The 17,785-nt window shown below is 67.2% G+C and carries 14 protein-coding genes; all 14 read right to left on the reverse strand.

From position 1 onward, the window contains the following. Nucleotides 1-3: 3 nt before the first annotated feature. The 14 genes from rplB to rpoB all read right to left on the reverse strand — a co-directional run bounded on the left by rplB (nt 4) and on the right by rpoB (nt 17,780). Nucleotides 4-837: a 50S ribosomal protein L2 gene (gene rplB, locus ACGFH6_RS04095; protein ID WP_131361014.1), complete on the reverse strand. Its 834-nt coding sequence runs from the start codon at nt 835-837 to the stop codon at nt 4-6. After that, nucleotides 837-1,142 carry a 50S ribosomal protein L23 gene (gene rplW / locus ACGFH6_RS04100; protein WP_131512847.1) on the reverse strand — a complete coding sequence of 102 codons (306 nt, stop codon included), beginning with the start codon at nt 1,140-1,142 and terminating at the stop codon, nt 837-839. The genes rplB and rplW overlap by 1 nt, the downstream gene beginning before the upstream one ends. Then, on the reverse strand, nt 1,139-1,834 hold the full coding sequence (gene rplD / locus ACGFH6_RS04105; RefSeq protein ID WP_360446668.1) for a 50S ribosomal protein L4: 696 nt from the start codon (nt 1,832-1,834) through the stop codon (nt 1,139-1,141). The genes rplW and rplD overlap by 4 nt, the downstream gene beginning before the upstream one ends. Then, on the reverse strand, nt 1,831-2,505 hold the full coding sequence (gene rplC, locus ACGFH6_RS04110) for a 50S ribosomal protein L3 (protein ID WP_131361020.1): 675 nt from the start codon (nt 2,503-2,505) through the stop codon (nt 1,831-1,833). Before rplC ends, rplD begins: the two co-directional genes overlap by 4 nt. A gap of 16 nt (nt 2,506-2,521) precedes the next feature. Beyond that, the gene (gene rpsJ, locus ACGFH6_RS04115) at nt 2,522-2,830 is read right to left on the reverse strand and encodes a 30S ribosomal protein S10 (RefSeq protein WP_012923688.1); all 309 of its coding nucleotides are present in this window, start codon (nt 2,828-2,830) and stop codon (nt 2,522-2,524) included. A gap of 357 nt (nt 2,831-3,187) precedes the next feature. Further along, nucleotides 3,188-4,381 (reverse strand): elongation factor Tu, encoded by a 1,194-nt coding sequence (gene tuf / locus ACGFH6_RS04120; RefSeq protein WP_393380299.1) that lies wholly within the window; start codon nt 4,379-4,381, stop codon nt 3,188-3,190. Between the two features lie 74 nt (nt 4,382-4,455). After that, complete coding sequence (gene fusA / locus ACGFH6_RS04125) at nt 4,456-6,516, reverse strand: elongation factor G (protein WP_393381148.1); 2,061 nt, start codon at nt 6,514-6,516, stop codon at nt 4,456-4,458. 122 nt (nt 6,517-6,638) lie between these two features. After that, nucleotides 6,639-7,109: a 30S ribosomal protein S7 gene (gene rpsG / locus ACGFH6_RS04130; protein WP_131361025.1), complete on the reverse strand. Its 471-nt coding sequence runs from the start codon at nt 7,107-7,109 to the stop codon at nt 6,639-6,641. After that, on the reverse strand, nt 7,109-7,483 hold the full coding sequence (rpsL, locus tag ACGFH6_RS04135; RefSeq protein WP_012923692.1) for a 30S ribosomal protein S12: 375 nt from the start codon (nt 7,481-7,483) through the stop codon (nt 7,109-7,111). Before rpsL ends, rpsG begins: the two co-directional genes overlap by 1 nt. A gap of 277 nt (nt 7,484-7,760) precedes the next feature. Continuing rightward, nucleotides 7,761-8,522: a maleylpyruvate isomerase N-terminal domain-containing protein gene (locus ACGFH6_RS04140; RefSeq protein WP_393380301.1), complete on the reverse strand. Its 762-nt coding sequence runs from the start codon at nt 8,520-8,522 to the stop codon at nt 7,761-7,763. Further along, the gene (locus ACGFH6_RS04145) at nt 8,515-9,777 is read right to left on the reverse strand and encodes a nuclear transport factor 2 family protein (RefSeq protein WP_393380303.1); all 1,263 of its coding nucleotides are present in this window, start codon (nt 9,775-9,777) and stop codon (nt 8,515-8,517) included. The genes ACGFH6_RS04140 and ACGFH6_RS04145 overlap by 8 nt, the downstream gene beginning before the upstream one ends. A gap of 31 nt (nt 9,778-9,808) precedes the next feature. After that, entirely contained in the window at nt 9,809-10,219 is a 411-nt protein-coding gene (locus ACGFH6_RS04150) for a DUF1801 domain-containing protein (RefSeq protein ID WP_393380305.1), read from the reverse strand. Between the two features lie 107 nt (nt 10,220-10,326). Further along, on the reverse strand, nt 10,327-14,187 hold the full coding sequence (locus tag ACGFH6_RS04155; protein WP_393380306.1) for a DNA-directed RNA polymerase subunit beta': 3,861 nt from the start codon (nt 14,185-14,187) through the stop codon (nt 10,327-10,329). 107 nt (nt 14,188-14,294) lie between these two features. Then, the gene (rpoB, locus tag ACGFH6_RS04160) at nt 14,295-17,780 is read right to left on the reverse strand and encodes a DNA-directed RNA polymerase subunit beta (RefSeq protein ID WP_360446684.1); all 3,486 of its coding nucleotides are present in this window, start codon (nt 17,778-17,780) and stop codon (nt 14,295-14,297) included. Between the last annotated feature and the right edge of the window lie 5 nt (nt 17,781-17,785).

Raw genomic sequence — 17,785 nt, forward strand, 5'->3', positions numbered from 1 at the left:
CTATCAGCGCTTCTTGCCGGCCTTGCGGCGCCGGACGATCATGCGGTCGCTTTCCTTGCGGGTGCGGGTACGGCCCTCGGGCTTGCCCCACGGGGACACCGGGTGACGACCACCCGAGGTCTTGCCCTCACCACCACCGTGCGGGTGGTCGACCGGGTTCATCGCGACACCGCGGACGGTCGGGCGCTTGCCCTTCCAGCGCATCCGGCCCGCCTTGCCCCAGTTGATGTTCGACTGCTCGCCGTTGCCGACCTCACCGAGGGTGGCGCGGCAGCGCACGTCGACCATCCGGACCTCGCCGGACGGCATCCGCAGGGTGGCCATCCGGCCTTCCTTCGCGACCAGCTGGATGCTGGCACCCGCCGAGCGGCCCATCTTGGCGCCGCCACCCGGACGCAGCTCGACGGCGTGCACCGTGGAGCCGACCGGGATGTTGCGCAGCGGCAGGTTGTTGCCGATCTTGATGTCGGCGGCCGGGCCGTTCTCGACGATCGTGCCCTGCTTCAGGTTCGACGGGGCGAGGATGTAGCGCTTCTCGCCGTCGACGTAGTGCAGCAGCGCGATCCGCGCGGTGCGGTTCGGGTCGTACTCGATCTCGGCGACCTTGGCCGGCACGCCGTCCTTGTCGTACCGCTTGAAGTCGATCAGCCGGTACGCCCGCTTGTGACCGCCACCGTGGTGCCGGGTGGTGATCTTGCCGGTGTTGTTGCGGCCGCCCTTCTTGGGCAGCGGACGCAGCAGCGACTTCTCGGGGGTCGAACGGGTGAGCTCGACGAAGTCGGCCACGCTCGAGCCACGGCGGCCCGGCGTCGTCGGCTTGTATTTGCGGATACCCATTACGACTGGCCTCCGAAGATGTCGATGCGGTCGTCACCCTTGAGGGTCACGATCGCTCGCTTGGTGTCCGGGCGCTTGCCCCAGCCGGCACGGGTCCGGCGGCGCTTGCCCTTGCGGTTGATGGTGTTGACGTCGCTGACCTTGACCTTGAACACCTTCTCGACCGCGAGCTTGATCTCGGTCTTGTTGGCGTTCGGGTCCACCTCGAACGTGTACTTCTGCTCGTCCAGCAGGCCGTAGCTCTTCTCGCTCACGACCGGCCGCAGCAGCACGTCCCGCGGATCCTTGTTGACTCCGTGGCTCATGCCTCAACCTCCTGCTCGGCCTCGGTCGACGTGGCGACGGCCTTGACGGACTTGCCCTGGGGCGCGCCGGCGACGAAAGCGTCGAGGGCACCCTGGGTGAACACGACCGCGTCGCTGCACAGCACGTCGTACGCGTTCAGCTGGTCGGCCGCGATCAGGTGCACGTGCTGCACGTTGCGCAGGCTCAGCCAGGTGAGCTCGTCGGCCCGCTCGACCACGACCAGGACCTTGCCCGGCTCGGTCGCCGCGGCCAGCACGTTCAGCGCGGCCTTGGTGGACGGCTTGTCACCGTCGACGAACTTCTCGACCACGTGCACGCGGCCGTCACGGGCCCGGTCAGACAGCGCACCGCGGAGCGCGGCGGCGATCATCTTCTTCGGGGTCCGCTGGCTGTAGTCGCGCGGCACCGGGCCGTGGACGACGCCACCACCGGTGAACTGCGGCGCGCGGATCGAACCCTGGCGGGCGCGACCGGTGCCCTTCTGCCGGTACGGCTTGGTGCCACCGCCGGAGACCTCACCGCGGGTCTTGGCCTTGGCCGTGCCCTGGCGGGCCGCGGCCAGCTGGGCCACCACGACCTGGTGGATCAGCGGGATGTTGACCTGGACGTCGAACAGCTCGGCCGGAAGCTCGGCGGAGCCCTTCTTGCTGACCTTGTCGCCCTTCACGACGACGACGTCGACCGAGCTCATTTCTGGGCTCCCTTCACAGCTGCGCCCTTGGCGGCGTTGCGGATCAGCACGAGGCCGCCCTTGGGACCGGGCACCGCACCCTTCAGCAGGATCAGGCCGCGGTCGGTGTCGACCGCGTGCACGGTGATGTTCTGCGTGGTGACCTGCTCGGAGCCCATCCGGCCCGCCATCCGCAGGCCCTTGAAGACCCGGCCCGGGGTGGCGCAGCCGCCGATGGAACCCGGCGAGCGGTGCTTCTTGTGGACACCGTGGGTGGCGCGGAGGCCGTGGAAGCCGTGCCGCTTCATCACACCGGCGAAGCCCTTGCCCTTGCTGGTGGCGGACACGTCGACCCGCTCACCGGCCTCGAAGGCCTCGGCCTTGATCTCCTGACCCAGCGTGTACTCGCTGGCGTCGGCGGTGCGCAGCTCCAGCAGGTGGCGCCGCGGCGTCACGCCGGCCTTGTCGAAGTGGCCGCGCATCGGGCTGGTGACCTTGCGGGGGTCGATGTCGCCGAAGGCGATCTGGACGCCGTCGTACCCGTGGCTGTCCGAGGTGCGAACCTCGGTCACGACGCACGGGCCGGCCTGGATCACGGTGACGGGGACGACACGGTTGTTCTCGTCCCAGGTCTGGGTCATGCCGAGCTTGGTGCCCAGCAGACCGCGCGTGTTCTTGGTAGAAGTGCTCATTGGTTGTTCGCGTCCCTCAGAGCTTGATCTCGATGTCGACACCGGCCGGCAGGTCGAGCCGCATCAGCGAGTCGACGGTCTTCGGCGTGGGGTCGATGATGTCGATGAGCCGCTTGTGGGTGCGCATCTCGAAGTGCTCGCGGCTGTCCTTGTACTTGTGCGGCGAGCGGATGACGCAGAACACGTTCTTTTCCGTCGGCAACGGCACCGGGCCAGCAACCTTCGCACCAGTACGCGTCACCGTGTCGACAATCTTGCGCGCCGAGCTGTCGATGACCTCGTGGTCGTAGGCCTTCAGCCGGATGCGGATCTTCTGTCCCGCCATCGCTTCGCTTCGTCCTTCTCTATCGTCTTCGTTGCGTTGCTCCGACCCCCGCGGTCGGGTGTGTCGCGTGCGCGGCACGCACGTGACTCACCGCTTCATCGACCTGGAATGGTGATCGGGGCCCGGTCTCGGACCGGAACCTCGGCATGGTCTCCGGTCCGGCGCACTCGCCAGACGCATGGTCTGGGGCGCGCCCCGGCGGCCTCGCCTGAGCAACCTGAATATTGTGCCAGAGATCGGCGCCGAAACGCCAATCGGGTGGCTCCACGCCTGATCCGGTGCCACCTGTGCACCGGATCAGGCACAAAGCAGAGGTCCGCGGGGCTCAGGATGCGAGCCCTCGCGGACCTCGTGAGATCACTTGATGATCTTGGTGACCCGGCCGGCGCCGACGGTGCGGCCACCTTCGCGGATCGCGAACTTCAGACCCTCTTCCATGGCGATCGGCTGGATCAGCTCGACCGACATGTCGGTGTTGTCGCCCGGCATGACCATCTCGGTGCCCTCGGGCAGCGTGACGACGCCGGTGACGTCCGTGGTGCGGAAGTAGAACTGGGGCCGGTAGTTCTGGAAGAACGGCGTGTGACGGCCGCCCTCCTCCTTCGACAGGATGTAGACCGAAGCGTCGAAGTTGGTGTGCGGGGTCGTGGTGCCCGGCTTGATGACGACCATGCCGCGCTCGACGTCCTCGCGCTTGGTGCCACGAAGCAGCAGACCGACGTTCTCACCGGCCTGGCCCTCGTCCAGCAGCTTGCGGAACATCTCGATACCGGTGACCGTGGTGGTCTGCTTCTCCGGACGGATGCCGACGATGTCGACGGTCTCGTTGATCTTGACGACACCGCGCTCGATCCGGCCGGTGATGACCGTACCGCGACCCGTGATGGTGAAGACGTCCTCCACCGGCATCAGGAACGGCTTGTCGATCTCACGCTGCGGCTGCGGGATGTAGGAGTCCACCGCGTTCATCAGCTCGATGATCGACTCGCCCCACTTCTCGTCGCCCTGCAGCGCCGGGTGAGCGGCGACGCGGACGATCGGCGCGTTGTCGCCGTCGAACTCCTGCTCCGAGAGCAGCTCGCGGACCTCGAGCTCGACGAGCTCCAGGATCTCCTCGTCGTCGACCATGTCGCACTTGTTCAGCGCCACGACCATGGCCGGCACGCCGACCTGGCGGGCGAGCAGAACGTGCTCACGCGTCTGCGGCATCGGGCCGTCGGTGGCGGCGACGACCAGGATCGCGCCGTCCATCTGAGCCGCACCGGTGATCATGTTCTTGATGTAGTCCGCGTGACCCGGGCAGTCGACGTGGGCGTAGTGCCGGGCCTCGGTCTGGTACTCGACGTGCGCGATGGAGATGGTGATACCGCGCTGACGCTCTTCGGGCGCCTTGTCGATCTGATCGAAGGCCGATGCCTCGTTGAGCGTCGGGTACTTGTCGTGCAGCACCTTGGTGATCGCCGCGGTAAGAGTGGTCTTACCGTGGTCGATGTGACCGATGGTGCCGATGTTGACGTGCGGCTTAGTCCGCTCGAACTTCGCCTTCGCCACTGGGGCCCTCCTAGTTAAATGTTGACTACGCCGTACGCCGACGCGCTTGGGGTGTGGTGGTCAGGAGCGAGAGACTACTCGCCCCGGGCCTTCTTGATGATCTCTTCCGCCACGTTCTTCGGAACCTCGGCGTAGGAATCGAACTGCATCGAGTACGACGCGCGGCCCTGCGTCTTGGAACGCAGGTCACCGACATACCCGAACATCTCCGACAACGGCACCAGAGCCTTCACGACCCGGCTGCCACCGGGGCCCTCGTCCATCGACTGGATCTGGCCACGGCGAGAGTTGAGGTCGCCGATCACTTCACCCATGTAGTCCTCAGGGGTGGTGACCTCGACCGAGAACATCGGCTCCAGGATGACCGGATTCGCCCGGCGGGCGGCATCCTTGAACGCCATCGAACCGGCGATCTTGAAGGCCAGTTCGGAGGAGTCGACATCGTGGTAGGCGCCGTCGGTCAGCGTGACCTTGACGTCGACCATCGGGTAGCCGGCCAGTACGCCGAACTCCATCGCTTCCTGCGCGCCCTCGTCCACCGACGGGATGTACTCCCGCGGGATCCGGCCACCGGTGACGGAGTTGACGAACTCGTAGCCGCCTTCGCCGCCGGCCTCGACCGAGGTCGGCTCGATGTTGATGATCACGCGCGCGAACTGACCCGAACCACCGGTCTGCTTCTTGTGCGTGTAGTCGACCTTCTCGACCTTCTTCTTGATCGTCTCGCGGTAGGCGACCTGCGGCTTGCCGACGTTGGCCTCGACGCGGAACTCGCGCTTCATCCGGTCGACCAGCACCTCGAGGTGCAACTCGCCCATACCGGCGATGATCGTCTGGCCGGTGTCCTCGTCGGTCCGGACCTGGAAGGTCGGGTCCTCCTCGGCCAGCCGCTGGATCGCGACGCCCAGCTTCTCCTGGTCGCCCTTCGACTTCGGCTCGATGGCGACCGAGATGACCGGGGCCGGGAACTGCATCGACTCCAGCACGACCGGCTTGGCCGGGTCGGCCAGCGTCTCACCGGTGGTGGTGTCCTTCAGACCCATCACGGCGACGATGTGGCCGGCGCCGATCGACGCGATCTCCTCACGCTTGTTCGCGTGCATCCGGTAGATCTTGCCGATCCGCTCCTTGCGCCCCTTGGTGGGGTTCAGGACCTGGGTGCCGGTCTCGAGCTTGCCCGAGTACACCCGGATGAAGGTCAGCTTGCCCAGGTGCGGATCGGCCGCGATCTTGAACGCCAGCGCCGAGAACGGCTCGCTGTCGTCCGGCTTGCGCAGGACGACCTGCTCGCTGTCCTTGACGTCGTGGCCCTCGATGGCCGGAACGTCGAGCGGGCTCGGCAGGAACGCGTTGATCGCGTCGAGCAGGGGCTGGACGCCCTTGTTCTTGAACGCGGTCCCGGTCAGCACCGGGGTCAGCTTGCTCGCGATCGTCGCGCGCCGGATGCCGGCCATGATCTGCTCCTCGGTGGGCGCTTCGCCCTCGAGGTACATCTCCATGATCTCGTCGTCGGCCTCGGCCAGCGTCTCGATCAGCTTGTCGCGCCACTCGGCGGCGATCTCGGTGTGGCTGGCCGGGATCTCCTCGACCGTGTAGTCCTCACCCATCGTCGTCTCGCCGCGCCAGGTCAGCGCACGCATCCCGATCAGGTCGACGACGCCGATGAAGTCGGACTCGGCACCGATCGGCAGCTGCAGCACCAGCGGCACCGCGGCCAGCCGGTCGACGATCATGTCGACGCAGCGCATGAACTCCGCGCCGGTCCGGTCGAGCTTGTTGACGAAGCAGATCCGCGGTACGCCGTACCGGTCGGCCTGACGCCACACGGTCTCGGACTGCGGCTCGACGCCGGCAACGCCGTCGAACACCGCGACGGCACCGTCCAGGACGCGCAGCGAGCGCTCCACCTCGACGGTGAAGTCGACGTGCCCAGGGGTGTCGATGATGTTGATGGTGTGGTCTTTCCAGGTGCAGGTCGTCGCGGCGGACGTGATCGTGATGCCGCGCTCCTGCTCCTGCTCCATCCAGTCCATCGTGGCGGCGCCGTCGTGGACCTCACCGATCTTGTAGGTGATACCGGTGTAGAAGAGGATCCGCTCGGTCGTCGTCGTCTTGCCGGCGTCGATGTGAGCCATGATCCCGATGTTGCGGACCTTGGCCAGGTCGGTGGTGATTTGTACGGCCACCTCGGTGGTCTACCTCTCGATTCTGTACTGCTGTCAAAGGGTGAGCGCTGGGGTCCGGATCGGACCCCGGATCACCAGCGGTAGTGGGCGAAAGCCTTGTTGGCTTCGGCCATCTTGTGCGTGTCCTCGCGGCGCTTGACCGAGGCTCCCAGGCCGTTGGAGGCGTCCAGGATCTCGTTCATCAGGCGCTCGGACATGGTCTTCTCGCGACGCGCCCGGGAGTACGTCGTCAGCCAGCGCAGCGCCAGCGTGGTGGACCGGCCCGGCTTGACCTCGATCGGCACCTGGTAGGTCGCGCCACCGACGCGGCGGCTCTTCACCTCGATGCTCGGCTTCACGTTGTCCAGCGCACGCTTGAGCGTGATCACCGGGTCGGTGCCGGTCTTGGTCCGGGTGCCCTCGAGCGCGGTGTAGACGATGCTCTGCGCGATCTGCTTCTTGCCGTCGACCAGGATCTTGGAGATCAACTGGGTGACGAGCGGCGAACTGTAGACCGGGTCGATGATGACCGGACGCTTCGGGGCGGGGCCCTTGCGCGGCATTAGCTCTTCTCCTTCTTCGCGCCGTAACGGCTGCGCGCCTGCTTGCGGTTCTTCACACCCTGGGTGTCGAGCGAACCGCGGATGATCTTGTACCGGACACCCGGCAGGTCCTTCACACGACCGCCACGCACGAGCACGATCGAGTGCTCCTGCAGGTTGTGGCCGACGCCGGGGATGTACGCGGTGACCTCGATGCCGCTGGTCAGGCGGACACGCGCGACCTTGCGAAGGGCCGAGTTCGGCTTCTTCGGCGTGGTCGTGTAGACGCGCGTGCACACACCGCGACGCTGAGGGGAACCCTTCAGGGCGGGCGTCTTGTTCTTGGACACCTTGTCCTGGCGGCCCTTGCGGACCAGCTGCTGAATGGTGGGCACCGCGTAGGTCTCTTTCTGTCGTCCGGCTTTCTTCTGCTCTGCTTTTGCTGACCCCCGCGGTCGGGTGTGTCGCGTGCGCACGGGCGTACCGAAGCCGTAATCTTCCAGACTGTCGGCAGGAGTCCCGTGCCACGCGCGCAACCCGTTCGACCAGGGGCACGCATGACGGCCCAGGATGACCCGGGCACGATCGTTAAGACTAGCGGCTGCCTCAACCACGGTCAAAATGACTGACCGCACGGGCCTGAGGCTGGTCCGCTCCTCCAGTTTACAGGGTCTACGGAGTGGCCCTTCCGGCCAGGAAAGCGGATGCCACCGCCTGGTCCCCCTCGACTGTCAGAACGCTCCCCGGCAACCGCTTCCAGAGGCACAGATCGAGCTCGGCGGCAGTGCCCGAGACAACCGCCTCACCGGCTGCCGCACCTCGCTCCACCTGGGGCGGATCCCCTTCTGACACAGGCGTCAGCGTCCACTCGTCGCCCGTGTCGGTCGCCCGTACGCCGATCCGCCGGGTGACCGCCGGCGCGACCCGCCGGGCCAGCATCCGCGGCAGGAAGACCCCGAACACTTCGTCCACCCCGTCGGCCGCCAGGGCCGCAGGTACGACGGCCAGACCACTGGCGGCCTGTCCATCCGGCGCCACGCCGGCCTGGACCGCGTCCACGAGGTGGATGGCTGTCTCATGCATGCGCCGCCGGGACCAGAATCCCGCGTACTGCGCGACCGGCGCGAAGTTCCAGCACGGCTCGTCCGGATCGACCGCCCGGATCGCGGCGGCCAGCGCCGCGGTCGTACCGGCATACCAGTCGCTCCAGGAGATCGTCGTCCGCAGGACCTCCGGGACCCTCTGGGAGGTGCCGCTGAGCAGGATCGACGCCGCCCAGCGCTGGCCGGAGCCGACGTGCAGGGCCAGGTCGGCCAGCGTCCAGCCCGGGCAGGCAGGCACCTCGGAGGCCGGGTCGGCCTGGTCGAGGACGGCCGCGAATTCCGCGGCCGTCCGCTCGAACTCGGCCAGATAGTCGATCGGTCCGTCAGGCACGGAACTCGACGTCGGTGATCAGCCCCTCGGAGACGCGGTACAGCGCGATCATCGGGACCCCTTCGCCGGTGTCGTAGGCCAGCACGTGCTCGACGACCCACTCCCCCAGCATCAGCTTCTGCACGACCTCGGTCTTGCACCGGCCGGCGGCGAACCGTGACCCGTAGTACTCGCGCAGGAACCGGCGGCCCTTCAGCTCGGTGCCGTCGGCGAGGTGGATCCGGGCGGTCGGCGAGTACATCGCCAGGAACGCCTCCAGGTCGTGCGCCGCGTACGCCGCGTGCTCGCGCCCCACCACCCGGGCCGCCGGAGTGTCCACCGGAACGGCGGGAGTGGTCGGAAGAGGATCGAGCGTCGGAACCGGAGCGGTCGGCGCCGGCTGACTGGCGGGCGCAGCCGGAGTCGGGAGATCCATCAGCGGTTCAGCCGCGGCCGGCGGACGCGCAGCGGTCTTTCGTGATGCCGGGGCGCTCTTGGCCCGGGTCTTGGTGGTGGTCGTCGGTGAGGTGGATGCCGTGGTCACGCCGTCCGGGTCCTCGCCCAGGTGGGCGATCGCCCAGTCCAGAGCCTTGGTGACGGCGGCGCGTGATTCTTCGGTGTGGTCGAGCATGTCGAACCCGTGGTGCCCTTTCGGTACGTCGATGATGTCCAGCGCGCTGCCACCTGCGGAGACGAACTCCGCGACCGGACCGGCGAGTTCCTCACGCTCGCGTCCGGCTCGGGTGAGCAGCACCGGCAGATCCTTGTGTTTCCCGATCACTTCGGCGGCGGTGACCAACTCGTCGACACCGGGCGGGGTGGCGAGCAGGGGGTAGGTCAGGGCGATGCAGCGCAGCCAGTCGGGGCGGCTGTCCAGCCACTCCCCGGCCAGCAGGCCCGCACCGGAGAAGAACCACAGCCCGACCCGATCGGGGTCGACCCGTGGATCAGAACGCAGTACGCCGATCGCAGCCTCCACCTCGTCCGCGGCGGTGACCAACTGGTCGAAGCCGCGAATCAGGCTGTGGTCGACGACTGCGGCCACCAGGCCTCGCCTGGCGACAGCGGTCGCATAGCCCTTGTAGACCGGCCAGTGCCGTGGTGTGGCCACGAGCTCGGCCGGTCCCGGTCCCCCGTGCACGAACAGCATCGCGCCCGTCCGGGCAGTCCCGGCCGGACGATAGATGTCGATCTCTCCGAGCCTGTCCACCCGCACGTCGGGCCCGTCCAATACCCCCAGGACGAAAGGCCGCAGATAGGCCGGGAGATCCGTCATGGACCAATCTTGGCCTATCACCCGGACACTTTCAGCCCCGCCCCCGAGTGTCTTGTGCAGACCGGCGTACCAACTCGGTCAGAACGCCGGAATCCACGTCTGCCAAGCGTTTGACGTACAGGCATCCGGCGCTGGTCGAATGCGGCCCGAGGCGGGCGAGCAATTCGTCGTACCCGTCGAAACCGGCGGTCAGATAAAGCGTCAGTGCTTGTTTCCGGGCCGCGAATCCGACGTCGAACCAGTCCAGCTCGCGACCGCTGTCGTAGACCAGGTGGCGGTCGCCGAAACCGACGATCGACGGTCCCCACATGGCCGGCTCCAGACCGGTCGCCTTGGTGATCAGCGCGTTCAGCTCGCGGGCGTCGTCGCCCCGGACTCCGGCGATGCCGGCCAGGTAGTCGTCGACGGACGCGTCCGTCTTCCGGGTCTTGTTCTCGGCCATGGTTCATCCTGGCCGGAATGCCGCGAGGGCGGCACCCCCTGGTGGGAGTGCCGCCCTCGGTACCTCTTCTTCCCCGCCCCACCGCCCCGGTCAGGGAGTGACTCGGCTCAGTTCTGGTAGGAACCGAGGTCGAAGTCGTCGAGCGGGACCGACTGACCGGTGGACGGGCCGAAGTCGTAGTCGTACGACTCGTAGCCGACCATCGAGTACATCGCGGCCTTCGCCTCCTCGGTGGGCTCCACCCGGATGTTGCGGTACCGGTCCATGCCCGTACCGGCCGGGATCAGCTTGCCGATGATGACGTTCTCCTTCAGACCGACCAGCGAGTCGGACTTGCCGTGGATCGCGGCCTCGGTCAGGACGCGGGTCGTCTCCTGGAAGGAGGCGGCCGACAGCCACGACTCGGTGGCCAGCGAGGCCTTGGTGATACCCATCAGCACCGGACGACCCGAGGCCGGTGTACCGCCCTCGGCGACCACGCGGCGGTTCTCCGCCTCGAACATGATCCGGTCCGCGAGCTCACCCGGCAGCAGCTGGGCGTCGCCCGACTCGATCACCGTGACCCGGCGCAGCATCTGCCGGACGATGATCTCGATGTGCTTGTCGTGGATGGCCACACCCTGCGACCGGTACACCTCCTGGACCTCGTCCACCAGGTGCTCCTGCGCCTTGCGGACACCCAGGATCCGCAGAACCTCCTGCGGGTCCGGCGTACCCTGCGTCAGCTGCTGACCGACCTCGACGTGCTGACCCTCTTCGATCAGCAGGCGGCCACGCTTCGACACCGGGTAGGCGACATCCTCGGAACCGTCGTCCGGGGTGAGCACCAGCTTCCGGGTCTTGTCGGTGTCCTCGATCGAGATCCGGCCGGCGGCCTCGGAGATCGGCGCCTTGCCCTTGGGCTGGCGGGCCTCGAACAGCTCGACCACACGCGGCAGACCGTGGGTGATGTCATCACCCGCGACACCACCGGTGTGGAAGGTCCGCATCGTCAGCTGCGTCCCCGGCTCACCGATGGACTGGGCCGCGATGATGCCGACCGCCTCGCCGATGTCGACCGGCTTGCCGGTCGCCAGCGAACGGCCGTAGCACTTCGCGCAGGTACCGGTCTTGGCGTCACAGGTCAGCACGGAGCGGACCTTGACCTCCTCGATCCCGGCCTCGACCAGCTTCGCGATCGAGACGTCGCCCAGATCGCTGCCGGCCGCCAGCACGACCTTGCCGCTCGCGTCGGACACGTCGGTGGCCAGCGTCCGTGCGTACGCGCTGGTCTCGACGTTCTCGGCGTGCACGACCTTGCCGTCCGGACCGGGCTCGCCGATCTTCTTCGGCAGGCCCCGCTCGGTGCCGCAGTCCTCCTCGCGGATGATCACGTCCTGCGAGACGTCCACCAGACGACGGGTCAGGTACCCCGAGTCGGCGGTCCGCAGCGCGGTGTCGGCCAGACCCTTCCGGGCACCGTGGGTGGCGATGAAGTACTCGACCACCGACAGACCCTCACGGAAGTTGGACTTGATCGGCCGGGCGATGATCTCACCCTTCGGGTTGGCCACCAGGCCACGCATACCGGCGATCTGCCGGATCTGCATCATGTTGCCTCGGGCACCCGAGTGGACCATCATCCAGATCGGGTTGGCCTTCTCGAAGTTCTCCTCCATCGCCTTGCCGACCTCGGCGTTGGCGCCGGTCCAGATCTCGATCAGCTCCTGGCGCCGCTCGGACGAGGTGATCAGACCCCGCTCGAACTGCTTCTGGACCTTCTCGGCCTGCGACTCGTACCGGGCCATGATCTCCGGCTTGGACGGCGGCGTGCTGAAGTCGTCGATCGACACGGTCACACCGGACCGGGTGGCCCAGCGGAAACCGAGGTCCTTCAGCGCGTCGAGGGCGTTGGCGACCTCGACCTTGGAGTACCGCTCGGCCAGGTCGTTGACGATCCCGCCCAACTGCTTCTTGCCGACCTCGACGTCGACGAACGGGTAGTCCGTCGGCAGCGCCTCGTTGAACAGCGCCCGGCCCAGCGTGGTCTCCAGGGAGAACCCGCCCTCGGCCCGCTCGGTCGCACCGGCCGGTACGCCGGACTCGTCCAGACGCAGCGTGATCTTGGCCTGCAGCGACAGCTCGTTGCGGTCGAACGCCATCAGCGCCTCGGCCACCGAGCTGAACGCCCGGCCCTCGCCCAGCGCGCCTTCCTTCAGCATGGTCAGGAAGTAGATGCCGATGATCATGTCCTGCGTCGGCATCGTGACCGGACGGCCGTCGGCCGGCTTCAGGATGTTGTTGGTCGACAGCATCAGGATCCGCGCCTCGGCCTGGGCCTCGGCCGACAGCGGCAGGTGCACCGCCATCTGGTCACCGTCGAAGTCCGCGTTGAACGCGGAGCAGACGAGCGGGTGGATCTGGATCGCCTTGCCCTCGATCAGCTGCGGCTCGAACGCCTGGATGCCGAGCCGGTGCAGCGTAGGCGCACGGTTCAGCAGGACCGGGTGCTCGGTGATGACCTCTTCCAGCACGTCCCAGACCTGGGCGCGCTGGCGCTCGACCATCCGCTTGGCGGACTTGATGTTCTGCGCGTGGTTGAGGTCGACCAGCCGCTTCATCACGAACGGCTTGAACAGCTCCAGCGCCATCGCCTTCGGCAGACCGCACTGGTGCAGCTTCAGCTGCGGACCGACGACGATGACCGAACGGCCCGAGTAGTCGACCCGCTTGCCGAGCAGGTTCTGACGGAACCGGCCCTGCTTGCCCTTGAGCATGTCGGACAGCGACTTCAGCGGCCGGTTGCCCGGGCCGGTGACCGGACGGCCACGACGGCCGTTGTCGAACAGTGCGTCGACGGCCTCCTGCAGCATCCGCTTCTCGTTGTTGACGATGATCTCCGGCGCGCCCAGGTCGAGCAGTCGCTTGAGCCGGTTGTTCCGGTTGATCACCCGGCGGTACAGGTCGTTCAGGTCCGAGGTGGCGAACCGGCCACCGTCGAGCTGGACCATCGGCCGCAGGTCCGGCGGGATCACCGGCACGCAGTCGAGCACCATGCCCATCGGGCTGTTGTTGGTGGCCAGGAACGCGGTCACGACCTTGAGCCGCTTCAGGGCGCGGGTCTTGCGCTGGCCCTTGCCGGTCTTGATCGTCTCGCGCAGGTTGTCCGCCTCGGCCTTCAGGTCGAAGGTCTCCAGCCGGCGCTGGATCGCGGCGGCACCCATGGCGCCCTCGAAGTACTTGCCGAACCGCTCCTTCATGGCGCGGTAGAGGATCTCGTCGCCCTCCAGGTCCTGGACCTTCAGGTTCTTGAACCGGGTCCAGACCTCGTCGAGGCGGTCGATCTCGCGCTGCGCACGGTCGCGCAGCTGCTTGACCTCACGCTCGGCGCCTTCCTTGACCTTGCGGCGTACGTCGGCCTTGGCGCCCTCGGCCTCGAGCTGCGCCAGGTCCTCCTCGAGCTTCTTCATCCGCGTCTCGATGTCGTTGTCGCGCCGGTTCTCGAGCTGCTTGCGCTCGACGTCGGTCCGGCCCTCCAACGACGACAGGTCGCGGTGCCGCGCCTCGTCGTCGACGTCGGTGATCATGTACGCCGCGAAGTAGATGACCTTCTCCAGGTCCTTCGGGGCGAGGTCGAGCAGGTAGCCGAGTCGCGACGGGACACCCTTGAAGTACCAGATGTGGGTGACCGGCGCGGCCAGCTCGATGTGGCCCATCCGCTCACGGCGCACCTTGGAGCGGGTGACCTCGACGCCACACCGCTCGCAGATGATGCCCTTGAAGCGAACGCGCTTGTACTTGCCGCAGTAGCACTCCCAGTCCCGGGTGGGACCGAAGATCTTCTCGCAGAAAAGGCCGTCACGCTCGGGCTTGAGCGTCCGGTAGTTGATCGTCTCGGGCTTCTTGACCTCGCCGTGCGACCACTGACGGATCTCATCCGCGGTGGCCAGGCCGATCCGAAGCTCGTCGAAGAAGTTCACGTCGAGCACGATGTGTTATCTCCCGATAGTTGCTGTTGCCATCTGGGGGGCGACCCCCAGACCCCCGAGGGGTTTGGTCTGAGTGAGTTGTGTGCTGATCTCAAGCGGCAACCCGCTCAGACCTCCTCGACGCTGTTCGGCTCCCGCCGGGACAGGTCGATGCCCAGTTCCTCCGCGGCACGGAAGACGTCCTCCTCGCTGTCGCGCATCTCGACCCGGCTTCCGTCGGACGAGAGCACCTCCACGTTCAGACACAGGGACTGCATTTCCTTGACCAGAACCTTGAAGGACTCCGGGATACCCGGCTCCGGAATGTTCTCGCCCTTGACGATCGCCTCGTACACCTTGACCCGCCCGACGACATCGTCGGACTTGATCGTCAGCAGTTCCTGCAGCGCGAAGGCGGCACCGTAGGCCTCCAGGGCCCACACCTCCATCTCGCCGAACCGCTGACCACCGAACTGCGCCTTACCGCCCAGCGGCTGCTGGGTGATCATCGAGTACGGACCGGTCGACCGTGCGTGGATCTTGTCGTCGACCAGGTGGTGAAGCTTCAGCATGTACATGTAGCCGACACCGACCGGCTCCGGGAACGGCTCACCCGAACGGCCGTCGAACAGCCGGGCCTTGCCCGATCCGTCGACCATCCGGACACCGTCGCGGTTCGGCAGCGTGGAGCTGAGCAGGCCGGTGACCTCCTCCTCCTTGGCGCCGTCGAACACCGGGGTGGCGACGTTCGTCATCGGAGCAGCCGAGCCGGCGCCGATCTTGATCAGCCGCTGTGCCCACTCCTCCTGGTTCTCCGGGTCGATCTCCCAGCCGCGGCTGGCGATCCAGCCGAGGTGGGTCTCGAGCACCTGACCGACGTTCATCCGGCCGGGCACGCCCAGCGGGTTCAGGATGATGTCGACCTGGGTGCCGTCCTCGAGGAACGGCATGTCCTCGACCGGCAGGATCTTGGAGATGACGCCCTTGTTGCCGTGACGGCCGGCCAGCTTGTCGCCGACCGAGATCTTCCGCTTCTGGGCGACGTACACCCGGACCAGCTGGTTGACGCCCGGCGGCAGCTCGTCGCCGTTGTCACGGTCGAAGACGCGGACACCGATGACGGTGCCCTCCTCGCCGTGCGGCACCTTCAGCGAGGTGTCGCGGACCTCACGGGCCTTCTCACCGAAGATCGCGCGCAGCAGCCGCTCCTCCGGGGTCAGCTCGGTCTCGCCCTTGGGGGTGACCTTGCCGACCAGGATGTCACCGGTGGTGACCTCGGCGCCGATCCGGATGATGCCCCGCTCGTCCAGGTCGGCCAGCATCTCGTCGGAGACGTTCGGGATGTCCCGGGTGATCTCCTCCGGGCCCAGCTTGGTGTCGCGAGCGTCGACCTCGTGCTCCTCGATGTGGATCGAGGTCAGCAGGTCCTGCTGCACGACGCGCTGGGACAGGATGATCGCGTCCTCGTAGTTGTGACCCTCCCACGGCATGAACGCGACCAGCATGTTCCGGCCGAGCGCCATCTCGCCCTCGTCGGTGCACGGACCGTCGGCGAGCGGGGAGTTCACCTCGACACGCTGCCCCGCGTCGACCAGCGGGCGCTGGTTGATGCAGGTGCCCTGGTTCGACCGGCGGAACTTCGCCAGCCGGTAGGTCTGGTACGTGCCGTCGTCGGCGGCGATCTCGATCAGGTCGGCCGAGACCTCCTTGACCACACCGGCCTTGTCGGCCACGACCACGTCACCGGCGTCGACCGCACCGCGGTACTCCATGCCGGTGCCGACCAGCGGAGCGTCGGCGGTGATCAGCGGCACCGCCTGGCGCTGCATGTTGGAGCCCATCAGCGCGCGGTTGGCGTCGTCGTGCTCGAGGAACGGGATCATCGCGGTCGCCACCGACACCATCTGGCGCGGCGAGACGTCCATGTAGTCCACGTCCTCGACCAGGGCGAGCTCGACCTCACCGTGCCGCCGGCGAACCAGCACGCGGTCCTCGGCGAGCCGGTCGTCGTCGGTCAGCGCGGCGTTCGCCTGCGCGATGACGAACCGGTCCTCCTCGTCAGCGGTCAGGTAGTCCACCTGGTCGGTGACCTGGCCGGACACGACCTTGCGGTACGGCGTCTCGACGAAGCCGAACGGGTTCACCCGGCCGTACGACGCGAGCGAGCCGATCAGACCGATGTTCGGGCCTTCCGGAGTCTCGATCGGGCACATCCGGCCGTAGTGGGACGGGTGCACGTCGCGGACCTCGAAGCCGGCCCGCTCGCGGCTCAGACCACCCGGGCCGAGCGCGTTCAGCCGGCGCTTGTGGGTCAGGCCCGCGATCGGGTTGGTCTGGTCCATGAACTGCGACAGCTGGGAGGTGCCGAAGAACTCCTTCAGCGCCGCCACCACCGGACGGATGTTGATCAGGGTCTGCGGCGTGATCGCCTCGACGTCCTGGGTCGTCATCCGCTCCCGGACCACGCGCTCCATCCGGGCCAGGCCGGTGCGCAGCTGGTTCTGGATCAGCTCGCCGACGGTACGCAGCCGCCGGTTGCCGAAGTGGTCGATGTCGTCTTCCTCGACCACGATCTCGCCGGTCGGGGCGGGCAGCTCGGTCTTGCCCTCGTGCAGCGCCACCAGGTACTTGATCGTGGCGACGATGTCGTTGATCGTCAGCACCGCGGTGTCGTGGGTCTCGTCCCGGCCGAGCTTCTTGTTGATCTTGTACCGGCCGACCTTGGCCAGGTCGTAGCGCTTGCCGTTGAAGTAGTAGTTGTCCAGCAGCGCCTGGGCGGCCTCCCGCGTCGGCGGCTCACCCGGCCGCAGCTTGCGGTAGATGTCCAGCAGCGCGTCGTCCTGCCCGGAGGTGTGGTCCTTCTCCAGGGTGAGCCGGATCGACTCGTAGTCGCCGAACTCCTCCAGGATCTGCGCGTCGGTCCAGCCGAGCGCCTTCAGCAGCACGGTGACGTTCTGCTTGCGCTTGCGGTCCAGCCGGACACCGACCATGTCGCGCTTGTCGACCTCGAACTCCAGCCACGCGCCGCGCGACGGGATGATCTTGGCGGTGAAGATGTCCTTGTCCGACGTCTTGTCCGGGGTGCGCTCGAAGTACACACCGGGCGAGCGGACGAGCTGGGACACGACGACCCGCTCGGTGCCGTTGATGACGAAGGTGCCCTTGCGCGTCATCAGCGGAAAGTCACCCATGAAGACGGTCTGGCTCTTGATCTCACCGGTCTCGTTGTTCATGAACTCGGCGGTGACGAACAGCGGAGCGGAGTACGTGACGTCCCGCTCCTTGCACTCGTCCACCGTGTTCTTCGGAGGCTCGAAGCGGTGGTCGCGGAACGACAGCGACATGGTGCCGCTGAAGTCCTCGATCGGGGAGATCTCCTCGAAAATCTCTTCCAGGCCGGAGGGGCCGGACAGTTCGGTCCGTCCCTCGGCCTCGGCGGCGGCCACGCGGGCCTGCCACGTTTCGTTGCCGACCAGCCAGTCGAAACTGTCCACCTGCAGCGCAAGCAGATCCGGAACCTCGAGAGGTTCGGAGATCTTTGCGAAGGAGATGCGGCGTGGTGAGCCGGAAACGTCGGAAATGCTGTCGGACTGGGGGTTGCGCGAGGCGACCAAGGGGC

Source organism: Kribbella sp. NPDC049227, from assembly GCF_043197265.1.
Classification (GTDB): domain Bacteria; phylum Actinomycetota; class Actinomycetes; order Propionibacteriales; family Kribbellaceae; genus Kribbella.

What these genes read in the sequence shown, in the direction of transcription:
- rplB (WP_131361014.1), bottom strand. Translation starts at nt 837, where the DNA reads ATGGGTATCCGCAAATACAAGCCGACGACGCCGGGCCGCCGTGGCTCG.
- rpsJ (WP_012923688.1), bottom strand. Translation starts at nt 2,830, where the DNA reads ATGGCGGGACAGAAGATCCGCATCCGGCTGAAGGCCTACGACCACGAG.
- fusA (WP_393381148.1), bottom strand. Translation starts at nt 6,516, where the DNA reads ATGGCTCACATCGACGCCGGCAAGACGACGACGACCGAGCGGATCCTC.
- rpsG (WP_131361025.1), bottom strand. Translation starts at nt 7,109, where the DNA reads ATGCCGCGCAAGGGCCCCGCCCCGAAGCGTCCGGTCATCATCGACCCG.
- ACGFH6_RS04150 (WP_393380305.1), bottom strand. Translation starts at nt 10,219, where the DNA reads ATGGCCGAGAACAAGACCCGGAAGACGGACGCGTCCGTCGACGACTAC.
- rplC (WP_131361020.1), bottom strand. Translation starts at nt 2,505, where the DNA reads ATGAGCACTTCTACCAAGAACACGCGCGGTCTGCTGGGCACCAAGCTC.
- rplW (WP_131512847.1), bottom strand. Translation starts at nt 1,142, where the DNA reads ATGAGCCACGGAGTCAACAAGGATCCGCGGGACGTGCTGCTGCGGCCG.
- rplD (WP_360446668.1), bottom strand. Translation starts at nt 1,834, where the DNA reads ATGAGCTCGGTCGACGTCGTCGTCGTGAAGGGCGACAAGGTCAGCAAG.
- ACGFH6_RS04145 (WP_393380303.1), bottom strand. Translation starts at nt 9,777, where the DNA reads ATGACGGATCTCCCGGCCTATCTGCGGCCTTTCGTCCTGGGGGTATTG.